Here is a 13551-nt window from a genome sequence, read left to right on the forward strand (position 1 = left end):
GTTCCGCGTCGACCACCTCGGCGTCGATCGGCTCGGCGTCGATCGGCTCGGCGACGATCGGCTCGTCCTGCGCCGGCTGGGCCTCGGCCACCCCGCTCACGGCGTTGCTCCTTGGAGGATCGGCGGGACCGCAACCCCTCGATCGGTCAGGTGGCGGGCCAGCGTCTCGGCGCCCGGCCCCGCGCCGCGCCCCAGCTGCCAGGCCGGTACGACAGTCACCAGCCGCTGCTCCCCCGCCGCCCGCAGCACCCCGACGGACTCCAGGACCCGGCCCCGGTCGGTACGCCGTACCTGCAAAACCACCTGCAGCGCCGCCAGCACCTGCGCATGCAGCGCCGCCCGTGGCAGACCGCCGAGCATGCCCAGCGCCTCCAGCCGGGCCGGTACGTCACCAGGCGCATTCGCGTGCAGCGTGCCCGCCCCACCGTCGTGCCCCGTGTTCAGCGCACCCAACAAGTCGACGATCTCCGCGCCCCGGCACTCGCCGACCACCAGCCGGTCCGGCCGCATCCGCAATGCCTGCCGCACGAGGTCGGTGAGCCCCACTGCCCCGGCACCCTCGACATTGGCGGTACGCGCCTGCAAAGCCACCACATGCGGATGCACCGGCCGCAACTCAGCGGCGTCCTCCACCAGCACGATCCGCTCGGTATGCGGTACGAGCCCCAGCAACGTCCCCAGCAGCGTCGTCTTCACGACGTACTGCAAGGTGCTACTCGGTGGGGCAGGTGCGCGAACACCCCCTCACCGATCGACCCTCCACAGAAGGGAAGACCCGTGAGAATCACGGCATCCTCGTTTGCGTGCCCGCAGCGCAACGTCGGCTCCACCACCGGGGCCGGCACGATGGTCTGGGCGCGCGACTGCGCCAAGAACCCGGCCCGCTACGGCGCCACTGACCGCGAGGCCGCCATCGTGGCCGACCTGCTGGCCCAGGCCGAGCGCGAGGGCACCCGATGAGCGCCCGAAGCGGCTGCCCCGAGTCGTGGTGCATCGAGCACTCCATCGACGACGGCATGGTCCTGCACGAGTCGCATGACCTGTCCGTCGAGGCGACCGTCGGTGGCATGTACGACCGGTTCACCGCCCACGTCGTCGTCGAGCGCGACGACCTCGAGGACGTCCGCGGTGAGACGCACGTCCGGCTGGAGCTGGACAAGGGCAAGTACGGCACGACCGGCGGACCGATGAAGCCGGAGGAAGCGCTGGCGCTGTCCCGGCTGCTGCGCCGCGCGGCGCACGTGGCCCTCGGCACCGCACCGCGCCTGCCCCGTCCGGTGGCCGTCCAGTGAGCGCCGCCGAGTACGCGGTGCTTCTGCGCGTCAACGCCGGCCGGACCGTCCAGGAGCCGCAGCAGTACCGGACGGCCCTGGACACCATCCGCGCGTTGACGCTGTCCGACAGGCTGTCCGACGCCGACCTGGGCGCCGAGGTGCGCCTGGTCTTCCAGGCCCTCAAGCAGGTCCAGGACGAACTCGACGGTTGACGCCCAGACAGGGTCTGTCCACGCCCGGACAGGCCCTGTCTGACTGGACAGTCTGTCCCCCTCCCGGCGCGCCAACTCTGGATCTTCGGGTGCGTCGCCGAGCCCAGTTCAGGCCCGGCCTGAGCAGCGCGAACTCCCGCAGCGGGTGCGTCACAGACCCACCCGACACTGCGCCACTTGCCCCCTTCTGAGTCGTCGAAGGACAGGACCATGAGCGTCGCACCACTGCCCATCCGCAGAAGCACCCAGGCAGCACCGGACAGGCCCTGTCCGCGGTTCTGCTCAACCCACCACAACGGTGTCCATGCGGGCGATCCGCGCTCGACCTTCATGGTCGACGGCGCCGGCCGACGCGCCCACATCAACGTCTGGCTGGAGCGTCGCGACCAGGCCGACGGCACCAGCCTGGAAGTCGCCGTGCTCAGCCTCGACGGCCGCGAGTTCGACATGCCGGCCGGGCGGCTCCTCCTCCTCGCCCAGCAGCTAGAGGAGACCGCGTGGACGTCGACGCCGAAGCGCGGCAACCGGTTCCAGGCGGACGACCCGAACTTCGACCCGGACGCCCCGCCACCGCCACCCACGCTGACCGTCGTGCCGCAGCACCGGACGTACGTCGGCCGGGCGTAACCCGGTGTAGCTGTTGGAGCTGTTGGAGGTCCCCCGCGAGGGGGCTGGGGGTCTTAAGGGAATCCGCCCTCCAACAGCTCCAACAGCTCCAAATGGAGCTGTTGGAGGGTCACCCGGTGTAGCCGTTGGAGCCGCGAGATTCGTCTCGCGGCTCAGCCGTTTCTCGCGGATCCGCGAGACGCCCGCGAGACGGGCCGGCCTGCAGATCTCGCGGATCTCGCGGCCGGACAGCGAAGCTTTGATGTGCACTCCAGCCGGCCCTCGGGTGCACTGGTGCACGGAGGGCCGGGCGGTGGTCCTGGCGGTGGCGGGTTCTTGCGCGCGTCCGCGAAGAGCCTCCACAGGAGGTCGCGCTGCGCCTGCGTGAGCGGCGGAGCGCTGGCGGCGATCTTCTCGGCGTGATCGCACATGCAGAAGGTCATGATCACATCAACGCGCGGTCGCCGACATCGTCGCGACGTTCGTGGAGCGGCTCATGGAGCGGCCGGCCGGGCATGGAGCGGTTCCGCTCCATGAGCCGCTCCACGGGCTGGGCTGCGAGAACGGCGATTTGGAGCGGGGAGCGGCACCCGGCGCAACACGCAACATCGCAGCCCAGGGCTGTCGCGGCGGTGTCGCCTTGCCGCAACATGTTGCGGCGGCTCCCGCGACAGGAGCCGGTGCCGCAACACCACTCCCCCACCGGGACGGACCCGGTGCCAGGTGGTGCCAAACCGCAGGTCAGTGGCGGCCGTGGCACCACTTCTGGCACCAGGCCAGCTGCAACATGATCTAGGCCGCGAAACGTCCCCCTGAGAGGGCGCCTCGCGGCCTTTGATCTATGTCCGAGGGTGACCGGATACGCCCTCAGTTCCGCCCTCGCTGCTGCAGCCGGTTGACCGACTTCGTCAGCCAGTTGTCGAGCTCGTACTGGGAGCCGATGACGCCGCTGTTGGTCATCTGAATGACGTAGGTGACGTTCGCTTGGCCGCCGCCGGCATTGGCGGGCAGATAGCCGGGGGTGACGGTCTCGACGCCGCGCTCGCCGAAGGAGTAGGTCCGGCCGGAGGCGCCGACTCCGGCAATCGGCTCGCTGATGACGCCGCCGTTGGCCATGGCGATGTGATCGTGGGCGTTGCCGCCGGCGAAGTTGTGCTGCTGCCACACCGCGCCGGTGTATCGGTGCCGCTGCCCGTTGTGGATGTTGTACTGCTGGTAGGGGCTGATCAGCTCCTTCGTTTGGGAGCGGTAGTTCGCGTCCCACCAGCCGGCGAGTTCCCTGCTCGGCTCGAAGTCGACCGCGCGGCCGCGGGCGTGGTAGCTGACGTTGCCGGACAGGGTCCGGGCGCCGGGTCGATCTTTGCTCAGCACATCGATGCCGGGGAAGCGGGCCTTGACCGTGGCGACGATCCAGTCCGAGGTCCGGCCACCGGCCGGGGCCGCCGGGGTGACGGCGTTGGCCACGTCGGCCGCCGACGGGATCTTCGTGCCCGCGGCGGTGGTCGGGAACGGCCAAGCGACCCGGCCGCCTCCCGCGTAGCCGGGCAGGCGGTGACTGGCGTGCATCTCCTCGAGGAAGCCCGGTGCCTCACGGTCGACGTTCTTGACGGTCTTCGCGTCGAGGACGAACTCCTGGCCGTGGACGACACCGGCCGGCTCGTGGATACCGACGCTGGGGGTGCGGCCACCGGTGTCGAACTTGAGGAAGTCGGCGTTGTCCTTGGACAGCTGCTTGCGGATCGAGACGACCGAGGAACCCTGCTTGAGGGCGTCCTGGTAGGCCTTCAGGTTGGCGAGCTTGCCCAGCGCGGCCTTGTCGCCGGTGACGCTGACCTTGGTGTCGACCTTGTTCGGGATGTCCTCGTACGAGCCGATCAGCCCGTCGATCTGCTTCTTGGTGAAGCCCGCCTGCTGCATCGACTTACGCAGCCCGGCGATGTCCTTCAGGTACAGCCGGCCGGCCTCCTCGAGGGTGTCGCCGTGCTTGATCCGGGACTGCCGCAGGTCGTCGATCGTGTCGATCTGGTCCAGCACCGCGGTGCGGTTCTTGCGACCCTCCTCGGTGTTCAGGCCGAGCTCGCGCCGGCCGGTGGTCAGCTCCTTGGTCAGCGACCCCATGCCCTCGACGTACTTCAGGTTCGCGCGGTCCACGGACATCTGGCTGCCGAACAGCTCATCGAACGCGTCCTTGAGGCCCTGGACGCGCTTCTCGGCGTCCTCAGCCGACTCCCCCACGGTCGCGACCTGGTTAGCGGTGGTGATGCTCTGCGTGCCGGCCGTCTGCAACGCCGCGGCGTACCCAGGGAGCCCCTTCTTCAGCTCGTTGACGCTGACGCCGGACTTATCCGCCTCCGCAGCGAGCTTGTCGAAGATCTGCGCCGCATCCTGGCCGTTGCCGGCCGTCACCATCTGCGTCAGCGCCGCGTCGAGGCCCTCCAGCCGTTCCCTGGCGTGCTGCAGGCTCTCGTCGGCGACCGACCCCAGACCGGTCAGCGACTCCACCGTGCCGGAGATCCCGTTGCCCAGGCCCGTCCAGAAGCCGCTGTCGAGCGTGCCCAGGTCGTAGCCGAGGTGCTTAAAGTCGTCACCCAGCACCCGGGTCGCCTCGCCCGCCATCGCGCCGTTCTTGGCCCAATCCGCCAGGGACTGCGCCAGGGCCTCGGTCTGCGGGTTCACCGAGCTACCGAACGCCGCGTTGACGCCGGCCGCGGCCGCCTGCGTGGCCGCGAACGCCACCGCGGCCCGGCCGGCCCACTTCGTGGTGGTCTGCAACCCGGCGGCGGCACGAGTACCGGCGGGGCCCGTGTTGCGCAGCTCCTCGAGGGCGTCGGCGGTGGAACGACGCATCTTCACCCAGCCAGCACCGCCGAGCGCCACAGCGCCGCCCAGCGCGGCCAGCACCGTGATGGTCCCGCCGATCCCGGAGGGCAGCAGCGCGAACTGGTCGACCAGGCCGTTCGCCGACTTCGCCAGCACCCGCAGGCCGGAGTTCGCGCCGCCGCCGGACTCGATAGCCAGGGTCTGCACCGAGCCGGTCAGCCGCTCGATGTCCCCGGCCAGGTTGTCGGTCTTGATCGCGGCGGTCTCGGCCGCGTAGCCGGCGTCATTCGTCTTCCCGATCCAGGTCTGAATACCCTCAGCGCCCTGCTCGTACAGGATGTTGGCCGCGCGCGTGGCGTCGGAGCCGAAGATCTGGGCCATGGCGTTTGCACGCAGCTCCGGGGTTAGCTTGCCCAGCTGGGTCTTCAGCTGCCCGGCCAGGGCGGTGATGCCGATGAACTGCCCGGACGCGTCGTAGGCCGAGATCCCCAGCTCGTTCATCAGGTCGAGGGTCTTGCCGCTGGGCGCCTGCAGGGCCTGGAGCATCGTCTTGAACGACGTACCGGCGTCCGATCCGATCAGGCCGGCCGAGGCGAACGCCGCCAGAGTGCCGGTCGTGTCCTCGATGGTGAGGCCCGTGCCGGCCGCGATCAGCCCGGCCTGGTTGAGCGCCTGACCCATGTCGCCAACCGAACCCTGCGCCTTGCCAGCCGCAGCAGCCAGCAGGTCGGCGACATGGGGCACATCCTTGCCCTGAAGCTTGAACTGCGTCAGGGCCGACGCTGCCGTCTCGGCGGCCTGGCCGACGTCGAGGCCCCCCGCCGCCGCCAGGTCGAGCGCACCCTTCAGGCCGCCGCCCAGGATCGCCGAGGTAGACACCCCCGCCTTGGCCAGCTCCTCGACACCCTGCGCCGCCTCGGTCGCGGAGAAGGACGTGTCCTTGCCCGCCTGCAGGGCCGCCCTGCGCAGCCGGTCCATGTCCTCAGAGCCCGCGTGCGTGGCCGCCCTGACCCCGGACATCGCCTTGTCGAAATCGGCGCGCATCTTGATCGCGGCGCCGGCGGCACCGACGAGCCCAACACCCAGGGAAGCCGCCCGGTCGCCGAGAGCGTCGAGGTTCCCCGCCCGGTTCGCCTGGTTGAGTTCCTTGGCGAGGCTCTTCACGTCTGTGCTGGCACCGCGGATCTTGCGGTTGAAGTCGGCGGCGTCCGCCATGAGCTTGACCGATACGGTTCGTGCCATCAGTTCCTCATCTCTCCGGCCTCGCAGGGCCGCTCGCTACGGACGTTGCGGTAGATCTCGGCGCAGGGCTTACCGACGCGGTAACAGCCCTTCTCGCGGCACCAGTCGTCCTGGGCACGCCGCCACCGCTGGACCCACGGGCCGCCAAGCACGGCCGGCTCACCCGGCTTCCTGAAGTGGTGCATAGCGAAGTTCAGCTGCCGGATCCACAGCGGCGCCTCCGGCCGGTCCACGACGTCGCGTGGCTTCTCCCGGCGCTTCACGACGCCCTCCCGCCGCGGATGCCGTAGACGCCCCGGACGCCTGTGCGTCGCTGCGGCCGCCGGCCCTCGGCCTGGTCGCCCTCGTCACCGGCCGGCATCCGCAGAGCAGCCATCAGACGGGCCAGGGCGATGCGCTGCTGCCGCGCCTCGACCGCGGCCGGGTGCGCCTTCAGGCCCTGCGGGGACTCGATGACCGAGCCGTCGCGGCGCACGCGCTCCTCGAGGTCGTCGCACAGGTCGACGGTGCGAACGATCTCGCGCAGCAGCGCCAGCTCGTGCTCGTCCAGGTCGTAGACGCCGGTGATCGAATCCCACAGGCGTCGACCCGGCGCCCGCAGCTGTGCGGGAGGGTTCAGATCCTCAGCCATCAGTCACTCTCCGTGGATAGGTCGGCTTGTTTCGGAGGGCCGCACCAGCGGAAGCCCTCCCCAGCGGTCCGCCGGCCCGGGTGGCAAGGGGGCATCCCCCCTCCCCTTGGACACGGTGAGTGAGGGTGCATCAGGTCGGCGGCGCCGCGCTCGGCCACCGCCGACCTGATGCGGGCGCTGGCCGGTCTGCACGCGAAGGGTTGCGCTCGCGGCCATCCAGTCCCACGACCTGCCTGGTACCTCAGCAGGTGCGGGTGAGGTTGACGCCCGGGTGATGGCCATGGCTACTCGGCCGCCTCGCGTGCCGCGTTCGCCAGCTCGTTGCTGGTCTCGGCGAAGCTGGCGTACTGCGTGGTCCGCTCGTGCTCATCGCACGCTGTGCTGAGGAAGCTGGCGAAGTCCTCGTACACGCCGGCGTCCGCCTCACCGATCCGACCGGGGGCCACGCGCGGACCCCAGTTGCCGGGCGGTGGGGTGCTGCCGACGACACGCAGGTACTCGGCCTTCAGTGCTTCCCAGCGTCCGGAGTTGACGGCGCGGATGGAGCGGTAAGCGAGCCACGCGGTGAGCACGTCACCGGAGTCGTGCACGGCCTGGACGGCTGCGGCCCGGGCGGCCTGGACTTCGCCGCTGAGCCGGAGCATCTCGCTGGTGTAGGCGCGCGAGGCCTCGGCACGGGCCGCTGCCTCGCCGGCGAGGACTGCCTCGGCGGCTGCTCGGGCTTCGGCGGCCATCTGCTCGGCTGCGATTTGCTGGAGTGCGACGTTGCTGCGGGCGGCCTGCGCAGTCTGGTCGAGCTCGCGGGCGCGGCGTGCAATGTCGGACGTGGTGTGTGTGGTGGCGGTCATGGTGGTCTCCTCGTGGATCAGGCGGCGTCGGGGGTGCGCGGGGGTTCCTGGCGGCGCTGGTGCCTACGGCGGATATCGGAGATCTGGGCGAGGTTCCGCATGCTCGGCGGTACGTCCGGCGGCGAGGCAGGGGCACTCTGGGCGGCTGGCTCCGCGGGTGCGGTGATGGGCCGGCCGTTGTAGTCGACGGTGGGGAGCTTGGCTCGCTCGGCGGCGATGGCGTCTCGGACCTGGCGGTAGTCCATCGGGTCAGTCCTCTCGGGTGGTGGGGATGGGGCGCAGCTGGCGGCCGAGGTGGCGGATCCGGCCGACCAGTTCGGCGCGGAGCCGGTGCTTGGTGGTCGGGTGCAGCTCCACCTGGTCGAGTCCGGCGGTCGCTGCGGCGGGTACCGGGGCGGTGCGGGCCCGCGGGAGCCAGGCCGTGCAGGTCGGGCAGAGGTGGTAGACGCCGGCCGGGGTGGGTGGTTCCTCGCCGGTGTGGGTGAACGCGGACCGCCAGCGGATGTCTTCGAGCAGGAGCCAGGACGTCCAGCCCTCGGCGGTGTCGGTGGTGGTGGGGCAGACGGCGCACCCGGTGGTCATGCGGGGCCTCCAACTTCAAGGTCAAAAGCTCGGCGAGGAAGACAGACCAACCCCGAGGTGGTGCTGGAAGGTGCTTCCGAAGCGCTTCCCACCGCTTCCCGGAAGCGCCTTGAGTGCTTCGCTTCCCCGGGGGGGGAGTTACCCCGGGAAGCGGAAGCACTAGGCCGGGTTTGGGTCATCTTCCTGGCCCCGTGATCCCTTGTTCTTGCAGGTCACGCCACATCTGGAGCGCCTTCATGGCGCGAGGTGCTCCCCATTGGAGGCGCTTCTGGACGTCTCGCTGCGAGGCGGGTGGTGGGTCAAGCGAATCCAGCTCGGCGACGTCGGCGTCCGAGCCTCTTGCAGTGGCCTCGACGCGAGGCTCGGTGACCCGCCAGTCGATCGTCCCGTCGGGGCTGGCGGTCATCACGAACCGGCCGGCCGGCTGGTTCTTGCCGACGATGGGGCAGTGCGCCCGGACGCCGCCGGGCCGGTCCTTGGCGACGGTCATAGACGCCGCGCCGCCGTGGCCCGGTGCGAAGGTCTCGGCGACGGTCACGCGCAGCGTGACGCCGTTGACGGCCCGGCGCTTGGCCAGCGTGCCGGTCTGGCCCTTGTCCCGGGCGCCGTCGTCCTTCGGCAGGTGGTCGATGACGATGACGGCGGCGCCGACCCGGGCGATCGGCGTGAGGGTGCGTCGGTGCGCGGAGGTGTAGTCGTCGGGGCTATTGCTGGACATGCCGAGCAACGGCAATAGCTCGCCGAGGGAGTCGACGACCGCAGCTGCCGGCTTCCACGCCCGCAGGGCCTGAACGACGGCGATCAGCTGTTCCTCGTCGTACGGTTCGGCGTACCGGAACACGTCCTGGTTGCCCAGCTGCTTCGGGGTGGCGCCGAGCGCGAGCAGGCGGCTGATGACCTCGCCGACGCCGTTGTGGTCCAGGTCGACGAACACCGCGCGGCGTCCGTCCTTCAGCGCCTCGACGATGGCGGCCAGGGCGATCCAGGTCTTGCCGCACTCCGGGTCGCCGAACAGCACGTTGACCTTGCCCGCGTAGAAGAGCGCGTGACCGTCGTCGCGGCGCAGCAGGACCGGCTCTGGTGGCGGCGGGATGCCGTCGGCGAGGATGGCCGCGATGTCAGCGAACAGCGGCTCTGGTCCGTCCTCGCTGTCCGCGTCTTCCTCTCCTTCCTGGTCGTGCCGAGCGTTGTTGCGGGGAAGGTGGCAGACCAGGCAGTAGCCGCCCGGTCCGTGGAACATGTGCTTTTGCTTGCCGCGTTCGAGGTGGCCGACCGGGTCGCAGAACGGGCAGTTGGCCTCGCGGCACGGTGACTCGGCGGTGCATTCCTCCGCCGTGGTCATCGCCGGACCGCCAGCACGTAGTCCCGGGCCGGGCGGCAGCCGGACTCGCGGACCGCTCCGTTGAGGTCGGCCCCGCGGTGCAGATGCGTCCGGCAGCACCAGGGACAGCGTGTGACCACCGCAGTGTCGAGAGTGCGCCGCCCGGTGGCGGGGAACAGCAGCGCCCGGACGGTAGGCAGTGCGGGCTGCTCGGGGTTACGCTGCTGTGTGGTCTCGTCGGCCAGATTTGTCGCCGTCCCGTTCGCAGCGGGGCGGCGTTCTGCTGTCTGGGTCATGCCGCCTCCTGGGAGACGGGGGCCGGCGGCCGGGACGGCGTGGGTCGGAGCAGCTGGGCCAGCTTGGCCCGTTGGGCTTCGCTGAGCGGCGGGGCTTCGTCGACTACGCGGCGGATGTGCTCGCGGTACGCGTCAGGCTGCATCGGTGGTCACCGCCTCGAGGGCGAAGAAGTCGTCGACGGTGCAGTCGAGCTGGTCGGCGAGCACGCCGAGGATGGGCGCCGGCGGGGTCACGGTGCCGCGTTCGTACTGGTGGATGCTCCAGACGCTGCGATCGATCCGCAGGGCGAGCGCTTCGGGCTTCAGGCCGCGGGCGAGGCGCGCGTCGCGCAGCCGCTGGCTGGAGAACGTTCGAGCCACGGGGATTCTCCCTGGGGTACGCGAACGACGGGCATAGGACGGCCTCGTCGTGAGGTGTCGTCCTGCTCGGTCGCGTCGCGCTTCCTGCCGGGGGGCATCGCGCCACACCCTGGCTGCCCTTACCGGTTCCGCCTGGCATCGCGCCGTCGCGGATCCCCTAGGGGCTCGCAGCTCGTGTTCAGTTGAGGCCCACACGCTACTACGTGTGGGATGTTGCTGGTGCGCCGACACTCGATCGACGCACGAGCCACTAAGCTCTCGCACGGGTCTCTTGCCCTTCTGTGGAGGGTGAGTGATCAAGGGCCGCCGCTGGTGTTCGCGCACCGCGGCGGCCCGCCTTATGTGGTTGTCAGGCCTTCCAGGTGATCTGCACCTTGGTCGGGTCGAACTCTCGGTGGCCGCCGCCGCCGGGCAGGATGACGACGTCGATGAGGGTCTGTACGACGGCTCGCTGCCGGTCGAGGCCGATGGTCTCCCAGACGGAGCGCACGTCCTCGGCCTCGACCAGGTCGACGAGGATCGGGGCCCGCGAGGTGTGCGCGAGGAGCCCGTCGATCTCCGTGAGGCGGGCCCGGATGCGCTGGGTGCCTGATTGCAGCTGGCCGCGGTCGATGTCTCCGACGGCGAAAGCGTCGGCCAGGGCGTCGAGCCGGACTCGCAGGGCGCCGGCCTCGTCGCGGAGCGCTTCGGTGTCGGGCCGGGCGTCGTCGACCAGCAGGTCGCGGGCGTCGGGGCGGCTCAACCTCTCGATGATCACATCGGTCACGTACTTGTCGATCCAGTCGCGGCGGCGGCCGACGCAGTAGCCGGCCTGGCCGACCGGAGGGCGGCACCGGTACATGCCGCGGGGCTTCCCTCCGGGCGTCGACCGCTTGCTGCCGTGGGCGGTGATGGGGCTGCCGCAGACGCCGCAGCGGGCGATGCCGGACAGCAGGTAGGCGGCCCGGTTGCCGGTGGAGGTCCGGCGGGTGGGGTCGTTGAGCAGGGCGACCAGCGCGTGGTGCATGTCCTCGGTGAAGATCGGTGGCCACTGCCCGCGGCCGACCACGTCCCCGCGCCACACGGCGAGTCCGGCATGGCGCGGAAGCCGCAGCGAGTCCTTGAGGGTGCCGGGGGACCAGGCGTGTCCGCGGACCGTCAGCAGGCCCTTCTCGTTCATCTCGCGTGTGATGGATCCGAGCGGCACCCCGGCCAGCAGCTGGCGCGCCGCGTGTCGTAGTGCGTCCGCCTCCTCCGGAATGATCTCCATGCCGTTCTTGGTGTAGCCGAACGCGCGGCGGGATCCGTGGTTGCGTCCCTGCTCGGCGCGCTGGCGGGCGGCTGCGGAGACGCGCTCGCCCTTGAGCTCGGACTCGGCGGTGTCGAACTCGCCGAGGATGCCGGCCATCATCCGGCCGCTGGCGCTGGAGAGGTCCAGCTCGGGGCCCTTGACCGAGGTGACGGAGACGTGGGCGGCCTTGAGGTGCTCGATGCCCTCGGCACGCTCTCTGCGGTTGCGCCACAAGCGCGAGGTATGCCAGACCACGATGCGGTCCAGTTGGCCGGCGGCGACCTGCTGCAGCAGGGCCTCGTAGCCGGGTCGGCGGCCGCCGCGCAGTGCGCTGAGGTCGTTGTCGACGTGTTCAGCCACGACGGTCCATCCGCGGTCGGTGGCCAATCTGCGTGCGTCGTCGAGCTGGCGCGTCACCCCGAGGGCCTCGCCGGACCGGTCCTCGGAGATTCGGCAGTAGATGGCGCATCGCATGGCTGGACGGTAGCACAGACATGGGGTTAGTCTTCCCCGACCCCGTTCCTCCGGTGACCAGGTACGCGAGCCGAGCCGCCACCACCGCAGCCAGCAGCGGAGCCAGCGCCGGTGGAACAGTGCCGTGCTCAACCAGGTCGCCCAGGCTGAACGGCCGTTGCCGGAACGTCCGCAGCGACAGGTACGGCCCACTCGTCGCCACCGGCGGGAGCACAGCGTGCAGGCGGGTCCCGTCCGCGAGCCGCGCGTCGGCGTACGGCTGACCGTCGTCCAGCCGCCGCCCACAGGCAGCCGCCAGCCGCTGGGCCAGCCGTCGTACGTCGTCGGCATCCCCCAGCGCGACGGCCGCGCGCTGCAGCCCCGCACCCCGGTCCACCCACACCTGCACGCCGTTGACCAGCACGTCAGTGACCGTGGGGTCGGCCAGCAGCGGTGCCAGCGGCCCGGCGCCGACGAGTTGGTCATGCACCCGGTCCGCGAGTCGCAGCACCGCGGTGTCGCCCAGCACGGCAGCACCCGGCTCGGCCCGCACCGCCGACACAACGGCCGCCGGGGTCGCCTCCACGCCGTCAGCGGCGAACTGTCGCCGTACCCGTTCTGCGACTTCGGGGTAGAACTTGCCGGCAGCATGCCGGCCGACGGTGACGCTCACGCGGCCACCTCCGCGCGCTCTTCCTGGACCAGCTGCCGGATCAGCCGTTTGCACAGCTCCGCCAGCGGCCCACGACCGTCGGCGGCCGGGGCGTCCCCCTTCTCCAGCGCCTGGCAGATCGCCGCTTCCGGGCGCAGCGATCCGGCCAGCGGCAGCCCGATCGACCGCGCCACCTCGCGCGCTTTCAGTTTTCCGGGCGCCGGGCCGCGGACCACGACCGCGAGGTTGTCGCAGTGCATCTTGACCATCGCCGCGATCCGGGAGGCCGCCGCGGTCGCCCGCAGCTCGGCCGGCACGATCATGATCGTCTGATCGGCCGCCGCCAGGGCCAGCGTCGCCGCGTCGTCGAGCCGGCGGGGCAGGTCCGCGATGATCACGTCGCGGCCGCGGCGGGCCGCGTCCAGGGTCGCCGCCATCGCTTCGGCCGGCACCGGCAGCACCTCGTCGCGGGCGAACGACAGCAGCACCAGGTCACCGCGGTGCGGCAGGGCCTTGAGCAGCGCCGGCGGGTTCACCCGGCCGCCCGTGGCGGCCAGGGCCGGCCAGCGCAGGCCGTCCATCCCCTCCCAGCCCAGGACCAGGTCGAGGCCACCGCCCACCGGGTCGGCGTCGACCAGCAGCGTGCGGTGGCCGCTGCTGGTCGCGGTCACCGCCAGGGCGCCCGCGAGGATGCTCGCTCCCGCGCCGCCCCGGCCGCCGATCACGGCGAGCACCCGGCCCGGTGGGGCCGGCTCGATGCGTTCGGCGAAGCGGTCGACGAGCCACGGCTCGGCCGTGGGCAGTGCGGCCACGTGCTCGGCGCCGAGGTCCCCGGCGACCTCCCACGCCGCCTCGATCGCCGGGGTGTGGCCGACGATGACCATGCGGGGGCGGCGCGGGAGCCGGGCTCGCAGGCAGGCCGCGGCCTGGTCGGCCCCGATCACCACCAGCGGGGCGGCCGCGAAGCGGGGACGGGCCGCCACC

At 71.2% G+C, this 13551-nt stretch carries 16 protein-coding genes and 2 pseudogenes; 4 read left to right on the forward strand and 14 right to left on the reverse strand.

Annotated features, from left to right (window positions below; genetic code table 11):
• Positions 1 to 96: 96 nt before the first annotated feature.
• Positions 97 to 693: pseudogene (locus AB0C29_RS12235) on the reverse strand (ATPase, T2SS/T4P/T4SS family); the annotation flags it as partial.
• Positions 694 to 777: 84 nt separating this feature from the next.
• On the opposite strand from AB0C29_RS12235, the gene AB0C29_RS12240 reads away from it, so the two are divergent.
• The 4 genes from AB0C29_RS12240 (at position 778) to AB0C29_RS12255 (ending at position 2113) form a co-directional block, all read left to right on the forward strand.
• A complete protein-coding gene (locus tag AB0C29_RS12240) occupies positions 778 to 960 on the forward strand; it encodes a hypothetical protein (protein ID WP_360819014.1) in 183 nt (60 codons plus the stop codon).
• Complete coding sequence (locus AB0C29_RS12245; RefSeq protein WP_360819017.1) at positions 957 to 1292, forward strand: hypothetical protein; 336 nt, start codon at positions 957 to 959, stop codon at positions 1290 to 1292. Before AB0C29_RS12240 ends, AB0C29_RS12245 begins: the two co-directional genes overlap by 4 nt.
• On the forward strand, positions 1289 to 1486 hold the full coding sequence (locus AB0C29_RS12250) for a hypothetical protein (protein ID WP_360819019.1): 198 nt from the start codon (positions 1289 to 1291) through the stop codon (positions 1484 to 1486). Before AB0C29_RS12245 ends, AB0C29_RS12250 begins: the two co-directional genes overlap by 4 nt.
• A gap of 210 nt (positions 1487 to 1696) precedes the next feature.
• Entirely contained in the window at positions 1697 to 2113 is a 417-nt protein-coding gene (locus tag AB0C29_RS12255) for a hypothetical protein (RefSeq protein ID WP_360819022.1), read from the forward strand.
• Between the two features lie 846 nt (positions 2114 to 2959).
• Here the strand turns inward: AB0C29_RS12255 and AB0C29_RS12260 are convergent.
• The 13 genes and pseudogenes from AB0C29_RS12260 to ssd all read right to left on the reverse strand — a co-directional run.
• Positions 2960 to 6154: a phage tail tape measure protein gene (locus AB0C29_RS12260; RefSeq protein ID WP_360819025.1), complete on the reverse strand. Its 3195-nt coding sequence runs from the start codon at positions 6152 to 6154 to the stop codon at positions 2960 to 2962.
• The gene (locus AB0C29_RS12265; protein WP_360819028.1) at positions 6154 to 6417 is read right to left on the reverse strand and encodes a hypothetical protein; all 264 of its coding nucleotides are present in this window, start codon (positions 6415 to 6417) and stop codon (positions 6154 to 6156) included. The genes AB0C29_RS12260 and AB0C29_RS12265 overlap by 1 nt, the downstream gene beginning before the upstream one ends.
• The gene (locus AB0C29_RS12270; protein ID WP_360819031.1) at positions 6414 to 6785 is read right to left on the reverse strand and encodes a hypothetical protein; all 372 of its coding nucleotides are present in this window, start codon (positions 6783 to 6785) and stop codon (positions 6414 to 6416) included. Before AB0C29_RS12270 ends, AB0C29_RS12265 begins: the two co-directional genes overlap by 4 nt.
• A 284-nt stretch (positions 6786 to 7069) precedes the next feature.
• On the reverse strand, positions 7070 to 7633 hold the full coding sequence (locus AB0C29_RS12275; RefSeq protein WP_360819033.1) for a hypothetical protein: 564 nt from the start codon (positions 7631 to 7633) through the stop codon (positions 7070 to 7072).
• A 17-nt stretch (positions 7634 to 7650) separates the two neighbouring features.
• Positions 7651 to 7878 carry a hypothetical protein gene (locus tag AB0C29_RS12280; protein ID WP_360819038.1) on the reverse strand — a complete coding sequence of 76 codons (228 nt, stop codon included), beginning with the start codon at positions 7876 to 7878 and terminating at the stop codon, positions 7651 to 7653.
• Between the two features lie 4 nt (positions 7879 to 7882).
• A complete protein-coding gene (locus AB0C29_RS12285; protein WP_360819041.1) occupies positions 7883 to 8215 on the reverse strand; it encodes a hypothetical protein in 333 nt (110 codons plus the stop codon).
• 175 nt (positions 8216 to 8390) lie between these two features.
• On the reverse strand, positions 8391 to 9557 hold the full coding sequence (locus AB0C29_RS12290) for an AAA family ATPase (RefSeq protein ID WP_360819043.1): 1167 nt from the start codon (positions 9555 to 9557) through the stop codon (positions 8391 to 8393).
• Positions 9554 to 9832 carry a hypothetical protein gene (locus tag AB0C29_RS12295; protein ID WP_360819046.1) on the reverse strand — a complete coding sequence of 93 codons (279 nt, stop codon included), beginning with the start codon at positions 9830 to 9832 and terminating at the stop codon, positions 9554 to 9556. The genes AB0C29_RS12290 and AB0C29_RS12295 overlap by 4 nt, the downstream gene beginning before the upstream one ends.
• Positions 9829 to 9975, reverse strand: coding sequence for a hypothetical protein (locus tag AB0C29_RS12300; RefSeq protein WP_360819049.1), 147 nt, complete (start codon positions 9973 to 9975; stop codon positions 9829 to 9831). Before AB0C29_RS12300 ends, AB0C29_RS12295 begins: the two co-directional genes overlap by 4 nt.
• Positions 9965 to 10192, reverse strand: a complete 228-nt coding sequence (locus tag AB0C29_RS12305) for a helix-turn-helix transcriptional regulator (protein WP_360819052.1) — start codon at positions 10190 to 10192, stop codon at positions 9965 to 9967. The genes AB0C29_RS12300 and AB0C29_RS12305 overlap by 11 nt, the downstream gene beginning before the upstream one ends.
• A 349-nt stretch (positions 10193 to 10541) precedes the next feature.
• A complete protein-coding gene (locus AB0C29_RS12310) occupies positions 10542 to 11936 on the reverse strand; it encodes a recombinase family protein (protein WP_360819055.1) in 1395 nt (464 codons plus the stop codon).
• Between the two features lie 28 nt (positions 11937 to 11964).
• Positions 11965 to 12588, reverse strand: a pseudogene (locus AB0C29_RS12315) (ATPase, T2SS/T4P/T4SS family); the annotation flags it as partial.
• On the reverse strand, positions 12585 to 13551 hold a 967-nt coding region (gene ssd / locus AB0C29_RS12320; protein ID WP_360819058.1), incomplete at its 5' end, for a septum site-determining protein Ssd. The pseudogene AB0C29_RS12315 and the gene ssd, both read right to left, overlap by 4 nt.

Origin of the sequence: Actinoplanes sp. NPDC048791 (assembly GCF_040650095.1) — a bacterium.
Classification (GTDB): domain Bacteria; phylum Actinomycetota; class Actinomycetes; order Mycobacteriales; family Micromonosporaceae; genus Actinoplanes.

Excerpts from the sequence above, each read along its gene's own strand:
- AB0C29_RS12245 (WP_360819017.1), top strand. The coding sequence starts at position 957 with ATGAGCGCCCGAAGCGGCTGCCCCGAGTCGTGGTGCATCGAGCACTCC.
- AB0C29_RS12255 (WP_360819022.1), top strand. The coding sequence starts at position 1,697 with ATGAGCGTCGCACCACTGCCCATCCGCAGAAGCACCCAGGCAGCACCG.
- AB0C29_RS12260 (WP_360819025.1), bottom strand. The coding sequence starts at position 6,154 with ATGGCACGAACCGTATCGGTCAAGCTCATGGCGGACGCCGCCGACTTC.
- AB0C29_RS12270 (WP_360819031.1), bottom strand. The coding sequence starts at position 6,785 with ATGGCTGAGGATCTGAACCCTCCCGCACAGCTGCGGGCGCCGGGTCGA.
- AB0C29_RS12275 (WP_360819033.1), bottom strand. The coding sequence starts at position 7,633 with ATGACCGCCACCACACACACCACGTCCGACATTGCACGCCGCGCCCGC.
- AB0C29_RS12280 (WP_360819038.1), bottom strand. The coding sequence starts at position 7,878 with ATGGACTACCGCCAGGTCCGAGACGCCATCGCCGCCGAGCGAGCCAAG.
- AB0C29_RS12285 (WP_360819041.1), bottom strand. The coding sequence starts at position 8,215 with ATGACCACCGGGTGCGCCGTCTGCCCCACCACCACCGACACCGCCGAG.
- AB0C29_RS12290 (WP_360819043.1), bottom strand. The coding sequence starts at position 9,557 with ATGACCACGGCGGAGGAATGCACCGCCGAGTCACCGTGCCGCGAGGCC.
- AB0C29_RS12295 (WP_360819046.1), bottom strand. The coding sequence starts at position 9,832 with ATGACCCAGACAGCAGAACGCCGCCCCGCTGCGAACGGGACGGCGACA.
- AB0C29_RS12300 (WP_360819049.1), bottom strand. The coding sequence starts at position 9,975 with ATGCAGCCTGACGCGTACCGCGAGCACATCCGCCGCGTAGTCGACGAA.
- AB0C29_RS12310 (WP_360819055.1), bottom strand. The coding sequence starts at position 11,936 with ATGCGATGCGCCATCTACTGCCGAATCTCCGAGGACCGGTCCGGCGAG.